The 20,316-nt window shown below is 49.1% G+C and carries 20 protein-coding genes, 1 tRNA gene and 1 riboswitch; of the genes, 4 read left to right on the top strand and 17 right to left on the bottom strand.

Annotated elements, in window-relative coordinates; all coding sequences use genetic code 11:
- Nucleotides 1-9: 9 nt before the first annotated feature.
- The gene (racE, locus tag ACETK5_RS04475) at nt 10-816 is read right to left on the bottom strand and encodes a glutamate racemase (protein ID WP_100538518.1); all 807 of its coding nucleotides are present in this window, start codon (nt 814-816) and stop codon (nt 10-12) included.
- A gap of 260 nt (nt 817-1,076) precedes the next feature.
- Between racE and ACETK5_RS04470 the strand changes: the two genes are divergently transcribed.
- The gene (locus tag ACETK5_RS04470) at nt 1,077-2,144 is read left to right on the top strand and encodes a nitric oxide synthase oxygenase (RefSeq protein WP_394057326.1); all 1,068 of its coding nucleotides are present in this window, start codon (nt 1,077-1,079) and stop codon (nt 2,142-2,144) included.
- Nucleotides 2,145-2,256: 112 nt separating this feature from the next.
- On the opposite strand, the gene ACETK5_RS04465 is transcribed toward ACETK5_RS04470, so the two are convergent.
- From ACETK5_RS04465 to ACETK5_RS04445, 5 genes are all read right to left on the bottom strand, one after another.
- Complete coding sequence (locus ACETK5_RS04465; protein WP_100538519.1) at nt 2,257-2,634, bottom strand: YtxH domain-containing protein; 378 nt, start codon at nt 2,632-2,634, stop codon at nt 2,257-2,259.
- A 15-nt stretch (nt 2,635-2,649) separates the two neighbouring features.
- Nucleotides 2,650-3,102: a DUF948 domain-containing protein gene (locus tag ACETK5_RS04460; protein ID WP_326092646.1), complete on the bottom strand. Its 453-nt coding sequence runs from the start codon at nt 3,100-3,102 to the stop codon at nt 2,650-2,652.
- A 270-nt stretch (nt 3,103-3,372) separates the two neighbouring features.
- Nucleotides 3,373-3,795 carry a DUF86 domain-containing protein gene (locus ACETK5_RS04455; protein WP_100538521.1) on the bottom strand — a complete coding sequence of 141 codons (423 nt, stop codon included), beginning with the start codon at nt 3,793-3,795 and terminating at the stop codon, nt 3,373-3,375.
- A gap of 44 nt (nt 3,796-3,839) precedes the next feature.
- Nucleotides 3,840-4,127: a Dabb family protein gene (locus ACETK5_RS04450; RefSeq protein ID WP_076325696.1), complete on the bottom strand. Its 288-nt coding sequence runs from the start codon at nt 4,125-4,127 to the stop codon at nt 3,840-3,842.
- A gap of 198 nt (nt 4,128-4,325) precedes the next feature.
- The gene (locus ACETK5_RS04445) at nt 4,326-5,762 is read right to left on the bottom strand and encodes an NAD(P)/FAD-dependent oxidoreductase (protein ID WP_394054375.1); all 1,437 of its coding nucleotides are present in this window, start codon (nt 5,760-5,762) and stop codon (nt 4,326-4,328) included.
- Between the two features lie 75 nt (nt 5,763-5,837).
- Nucleotides 5,838-5,937: riboswitch (purine riboswitch) on the bottom strand.
- 288 nt (nt 5,938-6,225) lie between these two features.
- Between ACETK5_RS04445 and ACETK5_RS04440 the strand changes: the two genes are divergently transcribed.
- Entirely contained in the window at nt 6,226-6,822 is a 597-nt protein-coding gene (locus ACETK5_RS04440) for a helix-turn-helix domain-containing protein (RefSeq protein ID WP_071223142.1), read from the top strand.
- Between the two features lie 169 nt (nt 6,823-6,991).
- Nucleotides 6,992-7,183, top strand: a complete 192-nt coding sequence (locus tag ACETK5_RS04435; RefSeq protein WP_100538523.1) for a hypothetical protein — start codon at nt 6,992-6,994, stop codon at nt 7,181-7,183.
- A 132-nt stretch (nt 7,184-7,315) separates the two neighbouring features.
- On the opposite strand, the gene ACETK5_RS04430 is transcribed toward ACETK5_RS04435, so the two are convergent.
- The 6 genes from ACETK5_RS04430 to ACETK5_RS04405 all read right to left on the bottom strand — a co-directional run bounded on the left by ACETK5_RS04430 (nt 7,316) and on the right by ACETK5_RS04405 (nt 13,948).
- Nucleotides 7,316-8,011 carry a WD40/YVTN/BNR-like repeat-containing protein gene (locus ACETK5_RS04430; RefSeq protein WP_394054374.1) on the bottom strand — a complete coding sequence of 232 codons (696 nt, stop codon included), beginning with the start codon at nt 8,009-8,011 and terminating at the stop codon, nt 7,316-7,318.
- A gap of 198 nt (nt 8,012-8,209) precedes the next feature.
- A tRNA-Leu gene (locus tag ACETK5_RS04425) sits at nt 8,210-8,293 on the bottom strand.
- A 135-nt stretch (nt 8,294-8,428) separates the two neighbouring features.
- Complete coding sequence (locus ACETK5_RS04420; protein WP_394054373.1) at nt 8,429-9,409, bottom strand: copper amine oxidase N-terminal domain-containing protein; 981 nt, start codon at nt 9,407-9,409, stop codon at nt 8,429-8,431.
- A 478-nt stretch (nt 9,410-9,887) separates the two neighbouring features.
- Nucleotides 9,888-11,009 (bottom strand): GerAB/ArcD/ProY family transporter, encoded by a 1,122-nt coding sequence (locus tag ACETK5_RS04415; RefSeq protein ID WP_394054372.1) that lies wholly within the window; start codon nt 11,007-11,009, stop codon nt 9,888-9,890.
- Nucleotides 11,010-11,023: 14 nt separating this feature from the next.
- A complete protein-coding gene (locus ACETK5_RS04410; RefSeq protein WP_326113801.1) occupies nt 11,024-12,238 on the bottom strand; it encodes a Ger(x)C family spore germination protein in 1,215 nt (404 codons plus the stop codon).
- A gap of 21 nt (nt 12,239-12,259) precedes the next feature.
- Nucleotides 12,260-13,948 (bottom strand): spore germination protein, encoded by a 1,689-nt coding sequence (locus ACETK5_RS04405; RefSeq protein WP_394054371.1) that lies wholly within the window; start codon nt 13,946-13,948, stop codon nt 12,260-12,262.
- 146 nt (nt 13,949-14,094) lie between these two features.
- Between ACETK5_RS04405 and ACETK5_RS04400 the strand changes: the two genes are divergently transcribed.
- Nucleotides 14,095-14,778, top strand: coding sequence for a lysoplasmalogenase (locus ACETK5_RS04400; RefSeq protein WP_394054370.1), 684 nt, complete (start codon nt 14,095-14,097; stop codon nt 14,776-14,778).
- Between the two features lie 115 nt (nt 14,779-14,893).
- Here the strand turns inward: ACETK5_RS04400 and ACETK5_RS04395 are convergent, their stop codons facing one another.
- The 5 genes from ACETK5_RS04395 to ACETK5_RS04375 all read right to left on the bottom strand — a co-directional run bounded on the left by ACETK5_RS04395 (nt 14,894) and on the right by ACETK5_RS04375 (nt 20,307).
- Complete coding sequence (locus ACETK5_RS04395; RefSeq protein WP_100538530.1) at nt 14,894-15,607, bottom strand: MgtC/SapB family protein; 714 nt, start codon at nt 15,605-15,607, stop codon at nt 14,894-14,896.
- 43 nt (nt 15,608-15,650) lie between these two features.
- Nucleotides 15,651-16,256, bottom strand: coding sequence for a glycerol-3-phosphate responsive antiterminator (locus tag ACETK5_RS04390; RefSeq protein ID WP_100539487.1), 606 nt, complete (start codon nt 16,254-16,256; stop codon nt 15,651-15,653).
- Nucleotides 16,257-16,323: 67 nt separating this feature from the next.
- Nucleotides 16,324-17,136 (bottom strand): HAD-IIA family hydrolase, encoded by an 813-nt coding sequence (locus tag ACETK5_RS04385; RefSeq protein ID WP_100538531.1) that lies wholly within the window; start codon nt 17,134-17,136, stop codon nt 16,324-16,326.
- Between the two features lie 332 nt (nt 17,137-17,468).
- Complete coding sequence (locus ACETK5_RS04380; RefSeq protein WP_394054369.1) at nt 17,469-19,232, bottom strand: glycerol-3-phosphate dehydrogenase/oxidase; 1,764 nt, start codon at nt 19,230-19,232, stop codon at nt 17,469-17,471.
- A 217-nt stretch (nt 19,233-19,449) separates the two neighbouring features.
- A complete protein-coding gene (locus tag ACETK5_RS04375; RefSeq protein ID WP_394054368.1) occupies nt 19,450-20,307 on the bottom strand; it encodes an AraC family transcriptional regulator in 858 nt (285 codons plus the stop codon).
- Between the last annotated feature and the right edge of the window lie 9 nt (nt 20,308-20,316).

Raw genomic sequence — 20,316 nt, 5'->3', positions numbered from 1 at the left:
AACTGTGAATTATAGCTTCGTAATTTGCCAGACAACAGGTGTCCGCTTGATATGCTCTCCGAGCCATTCGGTCGCAATGCTCTGAAAAATGACCGGATCCCCTGTACAGAAAAATTGATGCACCGGACTCTCCATGCTGCTCGCGAGCTGGCCTTTATCGTACAGAATCGTGCTGACCTCGCGAGCCGTCTCATCGGCGGAGCTGATCAGTTTCACGGACGGCCCCATGACGGTTTGGATCGTATTCCTCAGGAACGGATAGTGAGTACAGCCCAGGATCAGACAATCAATGGAGGTATCCTTGATGCCTCTCAAGGATTCTTGCACCACCTGCAGGGCATCCTCGGATCGGAACAATCCGTGTTCGACGAGCGGTACCAGTTCGGGACAGGCTTGACTTTCCACCTCGATGTAGGGCGAGAGCTGTTTCAGAGCCGCTGTATATGCTCCGCTGCCAATGGTTCCGACTGTACCGATTACGCCGACGTTACCGGTCTTCGTTGCACTTATGGCGGCACGCGCCCCTGGGTGAATGACACCGATGACCGGTACAGGCACTTTGGACGAAATATAATCAAGCGCCGCCGCCGTAGCCGTATTACAGGCGATCACAATCATTTTAGGATCATACTGAATTAAATAATCTACAATTTGCTCCGTAAATAAACGGACTTCTTCCGGCGTACGGGGTCCGTAGGGTGCGCGGGCTGTATCTCCGAAGTAAATAATTTTCTCTCTCGGGAGCTGTCTCATCACTTCTTTAGCGACTGTCAGCCCGCCGACACCCGAGTCTAGTATTGCGATTGCTTGCTGCACGAACCCACCGCTTCCTTCTTGTCAAATTCATGGTTTACTGTGATACCATATGTCATTTCGGATCGAAATGTACCTTAAATCTTACCCCAATTCCCCCCTATCTTCAACAAGGGCGCCGCTGCAAAGAGAGTTGGATATTTGTTCAAGCAATTGTAGGACTCTTGCGCCAGTCGCTGACCATAGGTAGTTTATACTATAGTAAGCGCGCGTATAGTAAAGGAGAATTCTACGTGAATGACAACATACATCATACCGACCTTATGGAAGCTGCGAAGCAGTTTATCGAGCTTTGTTATGCAGAATTAAACCGTTCTCCGGAAGAAACCGAGGCCCGGCTCATGGAAATCCGCTCACAGATCAAGCTGACAGGTACATATAAGCATACGCTCGAGGAACTGACGCACGGGGCCAAAATGGCTTGGAGAAACAGCAACCGCTGTATCGGCAGACTGTTTTGGGATCGCCTAAAAGTATTCGATGCCAGGCACTTAACGGAGACCGCTGACATTTTCTCAGCACTTCTCCACCATATCGAGAGTGCCACCAATGGCGGAAAAATCATGCCAACGATTACGATTTTCAGGGCTGCACATCCAGGGGAGGCCCCACTTATGATCAAAAACCACCAATTGATTCGGTATGCGGGTTACGAAACGCCGGATGGGACGATTGGCGACCCGGCTTCCCTATCCTTCACGAAGGAATGCATGGAGCTGGGGTGGCGGGGAGACTTGACCGACTATGATGTGCTGCCGCTGGTTGTGCAGCAGGGGAATGAGCCGCCGGAGTGGCTTCCGATACCTGAAGCCTACGTGCTGGAGGTCCCCTTGGAGCATCCCGAACTTCCAACTCTTAAAGAGGAAGGGATAAAATGGTATGGGGTGCCTTTCATCTCGGACATGCTGCTTGAAATCGGCGGCATTATATACACGGCCGCACCGTTCAACGGCTGGTATATGGGAACCGAAATCGGAGCCCGTAACCTAGCAGACGAAGGGCGCTACAACAAGCTTCCGCTTATTGCCAAGCTGATGGGTCAGGATACTTCCAGCGTGACGACCTTATGGAGGGATCGCGCCTTGGTTGAACTCAATGCTGCCGTGCTCTATTCCTTCAAGAAAGCAGGCGTCAGCATCGTAGACCATCATTCAGCAGCAGCCCAATTCGGTTTGTTTGAACAGCGCGAACAGCAAGCCGGGCGGGAGCTCACAGGGGATTGGAGCTGGCTGATTCCTCCGGTCTCGCCGGCTACAACACATATTTTCCACACCTCTTATCATAACGACATCCGTTCGCCGAATTTCCATTACCGGAGCAAAGGGCAGTAATCGGGACTTTATTTCGAATCATTTATACACAGCAAAGCCGGGGCTCTGTGCCGCCCCGGCTTTCATGTATTTTGGCGTAATCCTTATCCTCGTAAATGATGTGCTGAAGCGATTATTTGATCCTGGATTCATCGTTGATCTTCACTTCAGTAACAGTGGCTGCATAATCCTCTTCTTCAAAATCCTCGTCAAACGAGGAGACCTGCGCAATTTCCTCTTCCGCCAGCCAGCTTTCTTGCCGGTTGCGCCAGGACTGAATGTCGGAGATCACGTTCTCCGCCCGATCTGTCATGATGCCGATCAGGTTAACCCCCTGCTCTCCTACCTTCTCCGCTGCCTCCTGCACCTTGGTGCCGATGCCGCGGGCGCCGTCGGCAATGTCATTCCGAAGCTCTTTGCCGGATTTTGGAGCCAGAAGAAGTGCGGTAACAGAACCTGCAACACTGCCGATCAATACTCCCCAGAGGAGTCCTTTGCTCTTCTCTTTCATATTCCATCTCTCCTTCTATTTGGCTTGCCCTTCGCCGGACTTGGAGGTGTACTTGTTCCATGAATGCCAAAGCGTCATTCCGGCATCAACCCACCGGAACATCTCCCCGATCTGCCGTTCATTATCGAGGCGTGCACGTTCCAGATGCTCAATGGCGGTTATGGAAGCTTTTTTCCCTACAGCATGAACCGCATCGGCCGTCTTGGCTACCGCTGACGCAGCATCGGACATGGAAGCGGCAAATGCTTCACCGGCCGCCAGCTGTCGCTGAATCATCTCTAAAGAGACGGATGCCTGCTCCAGCACTTGCGAGGCTTCCTGCGTCAATCGGGTACTGTCTTCCTCAAGGCGGCCCAGCATGGTCTCGGCCCGCCCGATCAGCTTTTTAACCGACAGCATCATGATCACCGCCGCAACCGCGATCAGAACGATGCCGATGGCAGCGGCCAGCGCACTCCATTCTGTCATGGGGAACTCCTCCTTTCGTCCGACCGGGCGAATGCCTAGTCGCTTGATGCATTATAAGCAGCATGGGCTTGTCTTGACACAACATCGGCGTTTTTTTATTCCGGCACCGAAAAACCACGAGGATCCCCAAAGCTTCGGAACATGCCAGCGCTCGTAAGGAAGCCAACAAAAAACAGACCGTTCAAGGATTCCCTGAAGGTCTGTTATGGATGAATCGTATGGAAGAGCCCATGGCATCATGGGATATCTCTTAATTGTACTATACAAGCATCAGTACATCTCGTTTTTTAAATACTCACGGACATTTCCCGCAAACTGCTCCAGCACATCAGGCAGAATCGAGGTTAAAGAATGAAGCGCATGCCTGTCCCAATCATAGTAATCCTGTACAAGCGGTTTACGCAATCGTACCAGCTCCAGCAGCACCTTATGAACCTCTTCGGGGAACACCTTTTCCTCATGATTAATATCCATGATATCTTCATAGCTGCTGGCATCCCGCATAATAAATCCGTCAATCAAGTAGCTGCCGACATCCGTTACGACTTCGATCGCCAGATGAAGCGCACGCTCCTGAACCAAGCCCAGTACCAGGCCTCCGTCCCATGTTTGTGCCGCAGCACGCAACCCTTCCGCAATTTCGGGAATCGCGCTCAGGCGCCGTTCAATTTGTTCTTGATTCACATAATACACCTCAAATCTCCTCCAGCCTGTTGTTGTAAGGTCTATATCATTGCCTACACTTCAAAATCTACGCTAAGCGTATGATCTTTCACCGTATTAATGTATTGGATCACTTCCTGGTGAACAGGATGAACGGCATATGCTTGCAAATCTTCAAGATTGTCCACTTCAACGATCAAAGCCAAATCATATGAGCGCTCGGAGCGAATAACATCGGCACCCGCCTCAAGGGATCTTAGCATCGGAATCTTGCCATCCATATCACGCAGCACCTGAACCGTCTTCTCAATATTCTCGGCGGATGAGTCCTTAAGTTTGAAAAAAACAATATGTTTAATCATCGTCCGTTCCTCCATCTCTAGCATTTATGTAAATCTTTCGTATCTATCATACCCCGTTCGTCCGGAAAAAGAAATCGCTCCCACCAACATATCGGACATATCAGCTGCGCCAGATCTAACCAAATAGGAGCACCGTCTGGCTTACACCAGAATGTGCTCCAAAAATCAGCATTCTATTTAAGGGAACAACCGCTGCAATCACGAACTTAATGGGTTCAGCATGTTCTGGGCAATCCAGACGCCGGCGGCTCCCGCCTGAGCAAGCCCCCTGGTAATTCCGGCGCCATCCCCGCCACAGTATAGCCCCTTGATTTCCGTCTCGAAGGACTCCGACAGCTTCGGCCTTGCGGAGTAGAACTTTGCCTCCACCCCGTAGAACAGCGTGTGCTCCGACGCAATCCCCGGTGTGACTTTATCAAGGGCTTCGACCATCTCGATCAGGCTTTTCATGGTATTGTACGGCAGCACCAAGCCAAGATCACCAGGAACGGCCTCCTTCAGCGTCGGCTCCAGAAATCCTTCGCGAATTCGGCCTTCGGTGGATCTCCGGCCACGGAGCACGTCGCCGTATTTCTGTACAATGACCCCGCCGCTGGATAGATCGTTAGCCCGCTTGCAAATTTCACGCGCATATTCATTAGGCTTGTCAAACGGCTCCGTAAACTTATGGGATACGAGCAGCGCAAAGTTTGTATTGGCTGATCCCAATGCCGGATCTTTATAAGAATGGCCATTGGCTGCCATAACTCCGCTATGGTTCTCAACCACAACATGACCGGAAGGATTGCTGCAGAACGTACGCACCCGGGTTCCAACCGAGGTGTTAAAGATGAATTTGCCTTCATACAAATGCTCATTGATCTCGCGCATGACCACATCCGAGGTTTCCACCCGAACGCCCACGTCTACTTGGTTATTATGCATTTTCAATCTGCGTTTTTTAAGTATGCCGGTCAACCAGGCAGACCCGTCGCGGCCGGGAGCAATCATCATCAGATTCGCCTCATGGACCTCTCCGCCCTTCATCGCAATGCCGGTGACGCGGTGAGTTCCGTCTTCTTTGACGGTAACAATGTCCTCGACTTCCGCCCGGAAAGCCATATCAATTCTAGTCTTCAAATATTCATATATCGACTTCAGAATCTCCAAATTCTGCTCGGTTCCAAGATGTCTTACCTGAGCACGCAGCAGCTTCAGGCCTGCTGCGTATCCACGCTGTTCAATATCCCGGATCGCATTTGTTGTCGGGTCCGTAATGGCGGGTGTCGCTCCATGCTCCAGATTGATAGCGTCGACATATTGGATGAGTTCCATGACTTTGGAGCCGGGCAAATAATCGGTCATCCAGCCGCCAAACTCCGTGGTGATGTTGAATTTGCCGTCGCTGTATGCGCCCGCCCCACCAAATCCGGCTGTTATCGAGCAAGCCGGCAAACAACCGGCAAATTCCTTACGTCCTACTGCCGGTGGACAGAGCTTAATCTTCTCCTCCAGGATCGGACAGCTTCTCCGGTAAATATCATGTCCCTTGTCAACCAGCAGCACCTTGCTTCCTGGTGACTTCAATGTCAGTTCATAACAAGCGAAAATACCGGCCGGACCGGCACCCACAACGATAACATCATATTTGCTCATCATATCCCCCTGTGTGTTTGACTGTCGCTTCTGCACACCGCTTCTGGACACAAAAAAATCCTGCTTCGAATAGGTATGCTTGCGCATCCTATTCGTAGTCAGGAATTTAAGGTCCCTTGTAGAAACCCCTGAACCTTATTTTCAGGGATATACGAATAAGCTTCTTTGTTCTTCATCAACCATAGCTAATATAAAACGGATTTACGAATGAGTCAATAGATAATTCGTTTATCGTTCGGATTTGACTCTATACTTCCTCATCGTCAACCTCTTTTTCCTCTATAAATATCATGAAAAAGCGAACGATACATCAAAATAATCAATCAAACAGGTAGGTCTATCGGACCATTACATCCGACTTATAAATCAGGTAACAACGAAATGGAAACAATTGTTTGATGATTGGCTATTGAAAAGTGAGTGTCGAATATTGTAGTATTGTGTTAAAAAAATCGGAGGAATTATGCCTACACAACTGCAGCAAGAAAAACACTCCATTGAGGCGTGGTCCCTGATCAATCGTAAATATTTGGGGAAAGGTGTGCGAGTCAAGCGCTTTCGCCGGCCGACCCGCTGCCAAATTCGCAACCGCGTCCTACTAGCCGTACTTATGGCCAACGATATCAAATTGTCGCAATTGGCCGAGGAACTGGGAGTATCCTCCCGTAGTGTCAGCGCCTGGGTATATGAGGGACGCGTTCCCGGTAAAAACAACCTGGAGAAGGCCTGTGACTACTTGGGTTATCCCCGCCACATTCTCTTCAGGGAAGAACTGCTGGACAAGTCACCTTTAATCTGTCAGCCGGCGCCTTCCCGTTTCATGAAACGCACCCTGACACGATCACCCGTTAGCAATCGGATTCTGACAGGTCTGTGCATGGTTCATGATTTGTCGGTAAGCGATGTCAGCCGCTGGATCGGCGTTCATCCCGGCACATTCCGCAAATGGCTGCACCAGGGCACCGTGCCGTCCGCAGCGTTCCAGGAAAAAGCGGAACAGTTCTTCCGTATCCCTAAATCTGTTCTATTCGCAGATTGCGCATTAAAGCAAAATTCCTAATTGAAGTTGCACGTTATATTATAACCATACTTACTATTCAACCAATGCTCAGCTTGCCGGGTCGATCCGGCTAAGCCGGGCTTATTTTCTGTTACGGCATATTTCGAGATGATCAGGGAATACAAGTAACATTCCGTTTGCATCATCCAACAATTGAGGTGACAGAAAGATGACGCTACGTCAAAAGCAAATTGGTGCTGCATTGGGATTGCTGGCCGGAACAACCATGGGAAGCGGTTTTGGATTCCTGCTGGGCTGGCACTCCTTGAATCTGATCGTCCTGGTGGTCCTCTTCGGTTTATTCGGAGTAACGGCTGGTCTTTGGCTAGGCTCCCGAATGATATTCAAAGAGTTGCCTTAATGAACGATACGATTCATCGTTCTGCCTCTTCCTCGCTGAGAATGGAGGCAGAACCACAAAAAGAAGACCGGAGATTCCGGCCTTCTTTGTTATTCATTCGTTATGGGGCCTCGCAGAAACAACATATAACGGTCAAGACACAGCAGCGCCTTCGTTCCTGGGAGCTTCAGCAGCTTCATCGGTGATAGCTCCCGTGGCAGGGCGGCCGACAGTCGTATCCGGTATATCCTGGTTGATCCAAGTTTTGCCTCCGTCCTCGGTTTTGGCTTGACCGCTGAATCCCGTTTCAGGCGATGTGAAATGGAGAAATCCGGCATTCGGCGTGCTTCCAATCCGAACCCACGTCTCCCCGCCATCCATAGTGCGGTACAGATCGTTATTCTCCATCACCGTCCACGCCTGCTTACCATTCAGCGCGAAGATTTGACGTACGGTGCCTTTCGGCTGAGCTTGAACCTCCCATTCCGTACCACCGTTATCACTAAAAGCAATCCAGCCTTCTCCGCCAATCCAGCCCGAGCTATGATTAATGAGCCGGACCGCCGTCACATCCGCTAAATCCACATCGGGCTCAGCGGCCTGATGATCTGGAGTAACGTCCGTATCCTCATCCGGTTCTGCAACGGCACCGCTTCCCGCGGCGTCATCGTCTTCTGAGCCGGATGAGGGCTCTGTCTCCGGGGCATCCTCATTCGAAGAATTCACCGATTGCTCCGGTACCGGAAGCTCAGCCGTATTCCCCTCATCCGTCGATTGACATCCAACAGACAAACTAACGACAACAAGCAGCAACAAAATAAAGCTAAGCCCTTTTCGAGGTTTTATCACAGGATCACACCCCTTGTATTCATAATAACCAGCCAGTAATGCTAACAGGTCTTATATTATAAATCCAACTCCATCGAATTTACCCTAAAGCTGAACGGTTCCTCTTGTTTAGTATAACGCGATTTCCACATGAAGAGGAACGAAAAAAGCTGTTCTTCAAGTTAAATTCCCACTTGAAAAACAGCTTTGCTTCATAGATGCGGTCGAGAGGACTCGAACCTCCACGGGGGTTAGCCCACACGGACCTGAACCGTGCGCGTCTGCCAATTCCGCCACGACCGCATGTTATGTAAGTCGTGATCGAGTTGATCACCGTAATTAAGAGTATATTACGCCCAGAGTTAAAAAGCAAGCATTTTTTTAAAAAAAATGTCGAAACCATCAAACTATATATGGTTTCGACAGCTCAAGTTGATCTCAGATGGTCCATTGATCATGTATGACGCCAGATAACACCCAGTTCTCCCCATCTTGTTCAAATACAAGCCGGAGGCTTTCCCAATCCATCCCCGCATAATCAGGATGAACTCCATCGAAGTAATACTCGACGATGACAGCTCCCTTATACTGGCTGCTTGCATTGTTCACCGTATTTCCTTCGCTCTTGGATTGGTTGTAACCGATCCATGGCGCTGCGGCAAAATCGCGGGTATAGATGAATTTATTAAAATAGTTCTCAAAATTCATCGAGATTGGTTCTCCGCTGCCATCATACTCACCCCATCGGTATAAGGTATCGTGGTTAAATCCCTTCCTCAGCTGCTGCTTGCCAAGTGTGACATCCTTCTGCCGGTCAACATGCGCATAAGGGGAAAAAGTGATCCCGTTTGGATGAGCGAGCTCTGCAAGCTTTTCAAAATCCTTGTTTTTCAAAAATGTCATCGCTTGATCACTCATCTTGGACAGAACTGCTTCTGCCTCCTTCGGTGTGAGTAACGGATAGATCATAGCTTCTTTAGCCTGGTTATTCCAAACAACCTTACCTCCCAGACCCTCTGCCGAGAATCGGAGGGGGATATAAATACGTCCCTCCTTGAGCAGAGGCGGGGCATCCAGGGTCACAGCTTTGCCGTCTTTCATGGCATGATTCTGCCCCACGGTGTAACTCGTTGTATGTGTGCCATTACTTACAATGGCCGTCTGCTTGGCTTGGTCCCAACGCACTTCGGCTCCCATCGCTGTTGAAATGCCGCGGAAAGGCACCATCACCCTGCCGTTATGAATAAAGGGAGGTGATTCCAGCAGAAGTCGGCCTCCATTCACCCGAACTTCGATAGGTCCACCTGAGGATGTGTCCGCAGCCCAAGCTTCTCCCCCATATGCCACGGAACCGGTCATCCCTAACACTACCGCCACGATCCCAGCCAGCAGCCTTCTCACGCCTTGACGTTTCTTCATCACAAACTCTCCCCTCCTAAAGCCCGGTTCACTATCTATTTTCATTATATAAGATCTATAACCCTTAGGCCCATCTATAAACGGATTTACTATACTTCTGTCCCAGCCGTCTCGATTGGATAAAAACTCTCCACTGTATGTTTATTCAATAAACCCTTCATACTAATACAACGTTGTCATGGATTGGCGTGTCATAAACCATATGAAATGTGAGGAAATAACGATGTATATCAAAAAATATGCGATCATCCTGCTGTTAGGCTCCCTCTGCCTTTCTTATACCGTGCTTACAGATTGTCTGTTCGGGTTCCCATGGTATAACTTTATCATCAACTGGCAGTTTACTCTATTCTCCATCATAGAGAAGCTAACGGTTACGGTGCTGCTATGTCTCCTGATCCTTCCCGATTGTTATCGGGCATTCAAAAATAAAAAGCCCCGTGATTCAAACCAAAGTCCTGGAAACGCGGGACAAGGTTCATGAATCGGAGCTAGATTCGGACTTTGCCTTTCCCTCAGAACTTACCCTGCGTATCAAACCGATCAGGACAAGCAGCAAGGGCACTGCGATTGAAAATATAGGGAGAACCGTATATAGATGTTGGCTTCCTTTCATAAGATGCTCGCTATACGAGCGGGCGAGAATCATCGAATTACCGAGCATGATCAAAGCGAAAGGATAAATCAATTTTTGATAGGGAATGTTGAACAGCTCGGATGCAGAGATCAATGCAGCATAATAATACAGACTTATTTTGAAAAAGACACCAATAATTAGAACCATCACGATCAGAATTTCCGTCCGCTCAATGAACTCCGAAATATTGGCTTTTCCGACCATCGTCAGCAGTGGAAAAACCGAACGCTCCGTGATGTTGTCCCCAAGCACAGAAATGGTAACGGCAGAGGTTAGCGCCAGCATCATTCCACTGAATAAAATAGCCAGATACCCTGCCTTAATCCCGCTCTTCTGCTGGCTCAGATGCGGAAGGAGGACCGTAGCAACGATCAACTCCCCAAACGGGAAATGCATATTTTTTTTCAATACAGATTCAATGATGGGTTGTATGCCGTTACCCAGAACAGGAAGCAAGCGATGGACTTCCACGATCGATGAAAATACGATAACCAGGGCGCTGAATACGCTGATCAGCAGAACAATCGCCAAGAAGATCAAAGCGGTACGCCCAAGCACCTCCAAACCTTGATGAAGCACAAAAGCAACGGTCATCACCATGATCAGATTGACAATGAGGAGGGGGGTCTCCTTAAGGGCTGCCGAAGCCATTACCAATAACCCTCCGTCCACGATATCTCTGGAGCCTGTATACAGATAAAACACGCAGTAGGATACCCCCACCAATCCCCCTAAATATTTCCCAAGCAATATTCGATAATAAACCGTCGGCAAATGATCAGGAAACATGGAGTATAAGTAAACATTCAGCGAATACATCATCGTCCCGATTACCATGCCAATCAGCAGCCCAATCCACGAATCCTTACCAGCCTGCAGCCCCATGTTCACGACAAGTGTTGTTCCGAACTGAAACAGTACCAGCAACGAGAAGAACTGCAGCGGACTGATTTTCACCTTCACTTTTCAGCTCTCCTTTACTGGGTCTTCATGTTGTATTTAAAGGATCGATCTCTTGTCTGTGAGTTACGCACAACGGATTTCACATGATATTCCACTTCCAATTGCGGAAAGATAACATCCCATCGACCCTTCATCTTGTGCCAAGCTTCTGGTCTGGCGCGCTCTACCGTTTGGCCGAATTCCAGGATATCGCTGTTCGCTTCCTGGCACTTTTTCACGGCTAATTTCAGAATTCGAGCCACCTCTTGGTTAGCGGCTGCTTCAATCGTTCTCATCGAATCCGGATTCCGCAGGTCGATGTCGCTCATCACTTCCCGGATCGAGTAGTTAAGTTCGACGAATATGTGGATAACAGGTTGAATCGGATCTTTAAACTTCGCTTCCAGCCGGGTCTTTGATCGCATCACGTCCAATGCAATTTCGCCCTGTCCATTTTCAAGTTTTATATTTAATGGCGTTGCTTGCATTTTGTTCTTGATCCACACGGTTCCCTTGCTCTCTTCCTTGGTCATCCAATCTTTAAGTTTGTCGCCCTTAAAAATAGCCAGATTGGAGATAACGCCCAGACCCGCGCTCTCCGAACTTTCAAGATTGGATTTCTTTACGGCTCGCTGCGCATCACCTTCGATGAAAACGCCGTTAATGACAGGCCCGCCACCGGGAACGAGCAGATCCCGAATGACATCATCCACCTCTACACGGAAGTTCTCGCTTAATTGTCTCGAGGTTAACTCAATCTTCTGTACAAGCGCGAAGGCCGTAATCTTCCCGATGGGCGTCAATACAGCAACCACGTCTTCCGCCCTTTGCCCTTCTGCGGCCACCAATATTTCGGTCGTCAATCGAATATCGGAATCGCGGTCCAAATAGTCGAATAGATCGATAATTCCGTTTCTTGCCACCTCGTCGGATATAACAATTAATCCCGTGTGGGCAAGCGAAATGATACGCGGTACTTTTTGAGACGTATTTCGCAGCGCTTCGATGATCGTTTTTCCGGATGCTTTGTATATGGATGTCGGTGTCGCTCCCCTGCCCGTTTTGCCGGATATTTCATCCGCAATGATGGTCTGGAAGGAAATCATATATTGCTGCTCTTCTTCCTTCCAGTCAATGCCGATACCGGCAACAATGGCCCGCTTATTCAATTCAGTCGCATCCCAGCAGCCCGTTATCGTACTTAGGCAGCAGCATAGGAGGACGATAACCCACCATCTGTATCTGCACATATCCCGGCCACACCCCTAACGTTATTTACGATTGGCCTCAGCGGCTGGAACAGCCGTATTTCGGTCCCCGGCACTACTGTTATCCCTCTCGGCATTCCGGTTGTGTAAACCGGATGTATTCCCAGCTTCCTGCGATGCAACTGCCCCCGAAGCACCTTTTTGTCGAATGCTGCCTGAATGAGTTGCGGACAAGGCTTCCGCTTGGAGCGACTTGAAAGGCATACGGATGACAGCGTCTTTTTGATTCCGTAATCGGAAAGGGCTGATCGGCGATAGATAGGGAACTCCGAACGAACGGAGACTATTCATATGGGCAACCAGAATGATTAATCCCAGCGTCAGCCCGTAAAATCCGAACATGCCGGCCAGTATCATAAAAGCAAACCGTATTAAGCGTCCGGCGATAGACAGGTTATAGGCTGGTATGGCAAAGCTTGCAATACCGGTCAAAGCCACGACAATGACCATGGCTGGCGTAATCAGCCCGGCTTCAACGACTGCCTGTCCCAAAATCAAAGCACCGACAACCGAGACGGTCTGCCCGATGGCTCTAGGCATCCTCACCCCGGCCTCACGCAGAATCTCAAATACGATTTCCATCAGCATCGCTTCGACAAAGGCGGGAAACGGAACCCCTTCCCGTTGAGCAACCAAACTGATTAGCAATAAGGTTGGCACCATTTCGTAATGGAAGGTAGTTAGGGCTATATAAACCGATGGACCCAAGATCAATATAATAAAACTGAGATAGCGGACAATCCGCATCACAATCGCAATATCAAATCGCTGTGCATAATCTTCGGGTGATTGGAAGAAGTGAACAAATAAGGTTGGAAGGACCAGAACGAAGGGGGTACCATCAACCAGGACAATGATCCTTCCCTCCAGCAATTTACTGGCGGCATCATCGGGACGCTCCGTATTGTAGATCGTGGGAAAAGGGGTTACCGTTTTGTCCTGTATAAATTCTTCAATATAAGCCGATTCCAGAATACCTTCAATCTCAATGCCATTCAGCCGTTCTTTAATCTCCTTTACGATCCCGGGATCTGCTTTTCCCTTCACATACATAAGAGCAACGTGGGTATGGGTTACGGTGCCAATTTTCATAGTCTCGAGCCAGAGATCGGGGGATTTCATCCTCCGCCGGATAAGGGATATGTTGGTGGCTATGGACTCCACGAAGCTATCCTTGGGTCCGCGAACAACAAGCTGGGAGGTCGGCTCGGTAACGGATCGCCATTCCCCGCCCTGCGTCCCCGCCACGATGGCTTTCTCAGCACCTTCCAGCAGGATCACCGTATCCCCGGACAGAATGGCCAGCATCATGTCGTTCCATTCGGTCATTATTTTGGATTCGCCCATTGACAGCCCATCCTTCATGATTTTGTCCAGGAAGGCATCGGGTCCCTCACCCTTACATAAATCGGGGGTTAAACGCAGGAGGGAATCCATTACGAAATGGTTGACCATCTCAGGATCGCTGAGCCCGTTCAAGTATACAATGGCGCAGTTCTCCTCCGGTTGACCGCCCAGCTTCAAACGCCGGGTAACAATATCCGGGCTATCCCCGGACTCGGTCCGTATGCGATCAAGCAGCTCTTGTATATGGCCTGAAATCACGGATGACCCTGACTTCGGGGATACCGCCTGCTCCTCTGATTTCTTGGCGGGAGCCGGGCGGCGGTTACGAGATCGGTAGCGTATCATGTCGGGTACCCCCATTCTTCAAAGCTCAAGTTAACTCCATTATTTGCTTTACATTCCTTTTTCATGCGGAGAGAAGAAAGAGGGATTGGGACGCTGCAAGAAGAATTGTCTAACATTAAGATTACATACGCATAGGAGGACTGTATTTGAAACGGTACATGTTGCCATTGATCATCCTGATTATGAGTTTGCTTTATATTTTCTTCATTCCATCCGAACCCTTGGTCATGAAACTGCTGTTCAAGCTCATTCCGATGTGGCTCATCATCCTGTTTGCCTATCGGCAATTCCCGCCCCATGCCTCTAAGGTTCACTATCTGCTGTTAACAGGACTGTTCTTCTGCATGATCGGTGACGGGACGCTCATCTGGTTTGTTGTCGGTCTTTCTGCCTTTCTGATCGGACATCTGTTCTATACGGCCGGCTTCTTGGGACAGTGGCGTTATTCAGGTCCTCGCCTACTTAGCATCGTTCCGATTGCAGGCTATTCGGTTTGGATGGGCATCCAATTGGTGTCTTCGCTCAAATCGAATGGAGAACAGGCTTTGATTATTCCTGTCATCGCTTATATCGCTGTCATTTCATTCATGCTCTGGACGGCCATCATGACCGGGAATCGATATGCGATGGTTGGAAGCCTGCTCTTTGTCATCTCGGACTCGATCTTGTCCTGGAACATGTTTGTTGCCGATATCCGCTTTTCGAACGTATGGATCATGACCACGTATTACGCAGCCCAGTTCCTGATTGCCAGCAGCATCCCGGCTTTTGATAGCCCTCAAGCAAAGGCCTTAGGAAGCTCGTCCCTGAATACATCTGCCGCCCCATAGAAGACATAAAAAAGCCGAGTCCGGTTCCACCCGGGCTCAGCCCTGTCCAGCATATATAGTCCATCACAGGACCTGACCATGTATCATTAACACGTCAAACAAATCCGATAAGCTCTTAATCCCGCCAGTTCATGCGAACCTGCTTAATTCCCTCTACCTGCCACAATTGCTCGAACAATCCGTTAATTCCCTTGCTGTTAAAAGAATACACCCGGAATTCCATCGTCACCTTGGTCGAATCGTCTTCCGTCGTATCATTATTCACGATCATGCCTTCCACCGTCATATTTGCCTTTTGCAGCAATTCGGTAATGGTGCTCACATGAACCGGACGGTCTCCAGCCTCAATGATGATCTTCAAACTGCCTGACTTTTTGATAAAGAGAAATTTCGATTCCAATTTATTCAACACCAGCGTGCTGACCAGAACAATCGCTGTCGTTATGATCGCGGGCCAGTAAAAACCGGAGCCGACACTTAAACCGATAGCCGCTGCTACCCATAGGGTTGCCGCCGTGGTAAGACCTGAAATGATATGATTGGAACGCCGCAATATAGCCCCCGCACCAAGAAAACCGATACCGCTTACAACTTGTGCCGCCAGCCGGGCAGGATCAAACCTCGCATTGGGATGATTGATCAGTGCAGAATCAAAACCGTAAATGGAAGTCAGCATAATCAGCGTTGATCCGACAGCCACCAAGAGATGGGTTTTTAAACCGGCCTGCTTATTTCTGCGTTCCCGCTCCCAACCGATTAAACCGCCAAGCAATGCAGCGAACAGCAGCCGCATCAGCATGGTCTCCGTATCCAGTTGAAACACATCCATTCCCTAATCTCCACCCATCTTAGTCATGTAAGGCGGCTCTTCGCTATACCATATGTTCATCCTGCCAGCGCCACAGCTCTTTGCTGGAAGTGGATATGCCGATTACACCGCTCTTCAAAGCTGTATCAAAATCCTCCAAATCGATCATGAGTCCTCCTGCGATGACGGGCACGTCCACCTCTGCACGAATCCGTTCCATGATCCGCTGACACACCATGCCCGGCAGCACTTCAATAGCATCCGGATTAGAGGCCTTAATCATCTTGATCCCGTTGTCCAGGGAAACGGAATCGAATACAAACAGACGCTGAACCGTTAACAAGCCCAGTTTCTTCGCTTCTACAATCGCCGTGTTTTTTGTCGTGACAATACCGTCAATGCCAACCTTTTCAGCTAAATACTTAACCCCCGTTTTGTCTTTACCGATTCCCTCGATCAGATCAAAATGCACAAACGAGAGCTTGCCCGCCTCCCGAATCTGCTCGACGATCGATTCGATGATAAAAATATCGGTCTTAAGAATAAACACGATATTCGATTCGGTCGCTAATACAGCAGGAAGTTCCTCGGCATTCATTAATGAAGTAATAATGGGCTTACGCTTCAAGCAATACGAAATTCGTTGTGCACCTTCAACACTGGTTTTCATATTTTCACCTCGTTGCCGCAGCAACATCTCCAATTCTCCCGTTGCCCCGGCATATTTTTGTAAATCATCATGACTTTGCTTCGTCTGCCTGCTTCACGGCAGAACCGCTGAGATAAATATCGTAGACCGAATTCAACACATAGGTGGGCTTCACGCTGCTGTCCATCAGATCGTCCCTGCTCGATACCCCGGTCAGCACCATTGCCGTACTCATCCCTGCCTGATTTCCCATCTTGATATCCGTCTCCAGCCGATCCCCTGACATCAGACAATCTTCCGCCTTCACTCCCAAAATATCAAGAGCCGTCAGTGCCGTCAAGACGGAGGGCTTGCCCATGACGGTCGTAATTGTGATGCCGGCAGTGCCTTCGATGGCACCGATCATGCCGCCGCAATCCGGGACATCGCCGCCAGGCATCGGACATGTTCGATCCGGGTGGGTGGCAATTACTTCGGCGCCCCGTTTAATCGCCTGATAGGCAAAATCCAGATGACGGTAGTGAAAATCCCGATCCCACGACACAACCACAACGTCGGTTTCCTCCGGCGATGATGCGAATCGTATTCCATTGTCCAACAGCTCGTTCTTCAATATTTCCTCACCAATGACATACACATTTGCGCCGGGATGATGTTTCTGAAGATAATGAATCGTAACGAGCGCAGGATTCAATATATGATTCAGTTCCACTTGAATGCCAAGCTTCCTTAATTTCTTCAAATAGTTTTCCCTGGAATCTATCGTTTTGTTGGTCAAAAACAATAGCTTCTTATTCAGTCCCTGCAAATAATGAATGGTCTCCACCGCACCATCAATGGCCTCAGCCCCAAGATAGATCGTACCGTCCAAATCAAAAATATACCCTGAATAATGATCCATATTTCGTTCTCCTCTGCATGTTCAATCTGTATTTTCGCCCGTAAACGTAAATTGGACATGTTCTGGTCAGATCAGTTCTGTTGGACCCACAGTCCCCATCCGTAAAGTATACATATGATGGTGTCATGTCCTTTAGTCCTTTGGACAAGCAGTTCCACGCGGATACAAAAAAATGAGAAGCACTTTGCATTGAAAAAGCCTTCATTCATGACAAATGAAAGATTCTCGTTATGCAAAGGGCTTCTCATCATCTCTGCCCAGCTCTATAACTTTATATGGTTATACTACATCCACATTTTACATTTGACAAGATGATCCTCATAAATAAAATCCTATCGATTCATCGCCGACATGGCGGTGGATTGCTCGGCTTCCTCGTCGGAGCGCGATTCGGTTACGCCTTCCCGATTCGGCGAATCCGTAAACCGTTCCATCCTGATGCCTTCCGCCATCCCCCATGCCAACTGCAATTGATCCTGCAGCAGCTCCCACTGCCTGTCGACTTCCTCATGATTCCATTCTAAATATTCTCGCATAAGCCTCATCACGGGTGCTATGATTCGCTCGGTTTTTTGCCGGTCAAATAATATCCAGCCTGTTCTTCTTAACAGAAAATCCACTGCGGTCATCGTCATCTCATAGTCGATGGAATACTCGATTTCCGCACGTAACAATCGAGACTCGATCGTATCTGCTTCCTGCGAAGAGACACCGATCCGGTTCATCAGCTCCATCGTATTGGAGCCGTACCTGTTCATGAGGGTCACTATATCTTTAGGCCTGATGCCGAGGGATTCACCCTGCTTGATTAACTTCTTCCGAACCTCTTCATAGGTGAGGCCGTTCAGGTCGCCTCCGCTGATAGGAACCCGATCCGTCGTACAAGGAGGATAAATGGTGCCATCAGCGTCTTGAAGCTGTCTGGCTGCAAGGTTCACCACCTTTTCGGCCATTATCCGGAATCCGGTCAGCTTTCCGCCTGCAATGGTGATCAATCCGGAATCGGATATAAACATCTCATCTTTTCTCGATATTTCCGAAGGACCTTTTCCTTCCTCGCGGACGAGTGGCCGTAACCCCGACCATCCGGATTCGATATCGTCCGGCTTCAGCCTTGCTTCCGGGAAGGCATGATTTACCGCATCGATAAGATACCGCCGATCCTCCTCGGTAATACCGGGCGTCTCAATCGCCCCCTCATACACGGTATCGGTCGTTCCGATGTAGGTCTTGCCCTCTCTTGGAATGACAAAAATCATTCTGCCACCCCGCACATCGAAATAAGCAGCCTGCCGTATCGGAAGCTTGGCATGATCCACCACCAGATGAACGCCTTTTGTTAAGAGCAGCCTCTTTCCCTTGAGCGAGTTATCCTTGAGTCTGATCTGATCCACCCATGGCCCGGCGGCATTGATGATTTTTTTGGCACATATCGTATAGGTCTTACCACTTACTTGGTCTTCTACGTGAGCCCCTACTACTTTTCCTCCCCGATACATGAATTCCTGGACTTTGGCGTAATTCGCGATGAGCGCTCCCTTGGCCCTTGCAGACTTCATCACTTCAACCGTTAATCGCGCATCATCGGTTCGGTATTCATAATAATAACCGGAACCTTTCAATCCCTCCTTTCGAAAGAGCGGTTCAAGGGTTAGGGTACTCTCACGCCGGAACATCTTCCGCCGTTCACTGCGTTTGACCCCCGCCAGCCAATCGTACAGATACAACCCGATCGCGCTGGCAAGATATCCATACGTGCCTTTTTTATAAATTGGGAGCAGCATGGGAATTGGCTCCACCAGATGTGGAGCGCTCCGGTGAAGCAGTGCCCGTTCAGAACCCACTTCACGTACTAAGCCGATCTCTCCTTGCTTCAGATACCGAAGACCGCCATGAATCAGCTTCGTTGATCTGCTGCTTGTTCCCGAAGCAAAATCATTCATTTCCACCAATCCGACGCTCATCCCTCTGCAGCTGGCGTCCCAAGCAATTCCCGCACCCGTGATACCGCCGCCAATCACCAGCACATCCAGCTTTTTTGCCGACATGCCCTGCAAATATTGGGTCCGCATCTTGGCGGATAAGCTTGTGTCCACCTGACATTCTCCCCTCTGAATTTAAAATAAAGAACCTATTTCATAATAAGAAAAAGAACCGCTTCTGCTAAGAATGCATACCAAATACAGTACGCATTTAAGCAAAAGGGTTCTCCGTTATCTCCGCCACTTTATGCAATAAATATGATTATTCATTATAGGTTGCTTTTATACTTATGTCTACATGGAGCCTATTCAGAACCTTTAAAGCCGATTCTCACTTTTTCCGTAAAGCCGATGGAGCCATGCTTTTATATTTCTTGAAGGTTCGGCTGAAATAATAAATATCATTAAACCCGGTCGCAGCCGCGATTTCGGATACGGTAAGCGGACTTTCGCGAAGGAGATAATCCGCCCGGTTAAGCCTCGTCTCATTCACATACTCCGTCACGGTCCGGCCGCTGATCTCCTTGAACAGACGGCTGAAATGAAAGCGGCTTAGACCCGCCATGCCGCATAGGAGCTCCACTGACAAATCCTCCCGGTAGTGCTCCTCGATATACTTGAATATCGGGGCAAACCGCTCCACATTCTTCATCCGCTCGATGTACTCATCCAGGGTAAGAACCGTCGCTACATAACCTCGTACAAGCAGCGTAAGCAGCCGATACAGCTCTGATTTGACGGCCAGCTCATAACCGAACTCCCGCTGTTCCAGCTCATGAATGATAGACAGCATGGAGGCTAGCGCATCATCCCCGCTAATTCGATTCTCGAAGATCAGCCGATTCTGGGTGATGGGCGTGATGAATTTCATCTCGGTTGCATCCAGCGAATGGCTCTGAAGCAGCGAGAAGTCCGCGATTAACGCATAATAAAACAAATGATCCGACAGGCTGAGGCCGTAATGCAGCTCATTCCGGTTAATGACGATCATATCGCCTTCCTTGACCGTGAAGGTGGACGAGCCGCACTCCAGACTCGCTTCCCCTGATACGATATATAGAATTTCAAGATGTTCATGCCAATGGTGGTTAAACAAAACCTGTCCCCGGCCATCAAACTCGCAACGATGAACCTTAATCGGAAACTGAGGATCCGGCATCGTCATCGGTTCTCGCAGTGTTTTGTCCAATGTTCTGAT

This window comes from Paenibacillus ilasis, from assembly GCF_043195395.1.
GTDB lineage: Bacteria > Bacillota > Bacilli > Paenibacillales > Paenibacillaceae > Paenibacillus_AQ > Paenibacillus_AQ lautus.
Note: the sequence above shows the minus strand (reverse complement) of the source record. Positions and strands in the feature narration are given on the sequence as shown.

What these genes read in the sequence shown, in the direction of transcription:
- ACETK5_RS04435 (WP_100538523.1), top strand. Translation starts at nt 6,992, where the DNA reads ATGACGCTACGTCAAAAGCAAATTGGTGCTGCATTGGGATTGCTGGCC.
- ACETK5_RS04395 (WP_100538530.1), bottom strand. Translation starts at nt 15,607, where the DNA reads ATGGATGTGTTTCAACTGGATACGGAGACCATGCTGATGCGGCTGCTG.
- ACETK5_RS04420 (WP_394054373.1), bottom strand. Translation starts at nt 9,409, where the DNA reads ATGAAGAAACGTCAAGGCGTGAGAAGGCTGCTGGCTGGGATCGTGGCG.
- ACETK5_RS04460 (WP_326092646.1), bottom strand. Translation starts at nt 3,102, where the DNA reads ATGACAGAATGGAGTGCGCTGGCCGCTGCCATCGGCATCGTTCTGATC.
- ACETK5_RS04390 (WP_100539487.1), bottom strand. Translation starts at nt 16,256, where the DNA reads ATGAAAACCAGTGTTGAAGGTGCACAACGAATTTCGTATTGCTTGAAG.
- ACETK5_RS04470 (WP_394057326.1), top strand. Translation starts at nt 1,077, where the DNA reads ATGGAAGCTGCGAAGCAGTTTATCGAGCTTTGTTATGCAGAATTAAAC.
- ACETK5_RS04440 (WP_071223142.1), top strand. Translation starts at nt 6,226, where the DNA reads ATGCCTACACAACTGCAGCAAGAAAAACACTCCATTGAGGCGTGGTCC.
- ACETK5_RS04405 (WP_394054371.1), bottom strand. Translation starts at nt 13,948, where the DNA reads ATGATACGCTACCGATCTCGTAACCGCCGCCCGGCTCCCGCCAAGAAA.
- ACETK5_RS04450 (WP_076325696.1), bottom strand. Translation starts at nt 4,127, where the DNA reads ATGATTAAACATATTGTTTTTTTCAAACTTAAGGACTCATCCGCCGAG.
- ACETK5_RS04445 (WP_394054375.1), bottom strand. Translation starts at nt 5,762, where the DNA reads ATGAGCAAATATGATGTTATCGTTGTGGGTGCCGGTCCGGCCGGTATT.
- ACETK5_RS04385 (WP_100538531.1), bottom strand. Translation starts at nt 17,136, where the DNA reads ATGGATCATTATTCAGGGTATATTTTTGATTTGGACGGTACGATCTAT.
- ACETK5_RS04410 (WP_326113801.1), bottom strand. Translation starts at nt 12,238, where the DNA reads ATGTGCAGATACAGATGGTGGGTTATCGTCCTCCTATGCTGCTGCCTA.
- ACETK5_RS04465 (WP_100538519.1), bottom strand. Translation starts at nt 2,634, where the DNA reads ATGAAAGAGAAGAGCAAAGGACTCCTCTGGGGAGTATTGATCGGCAGT.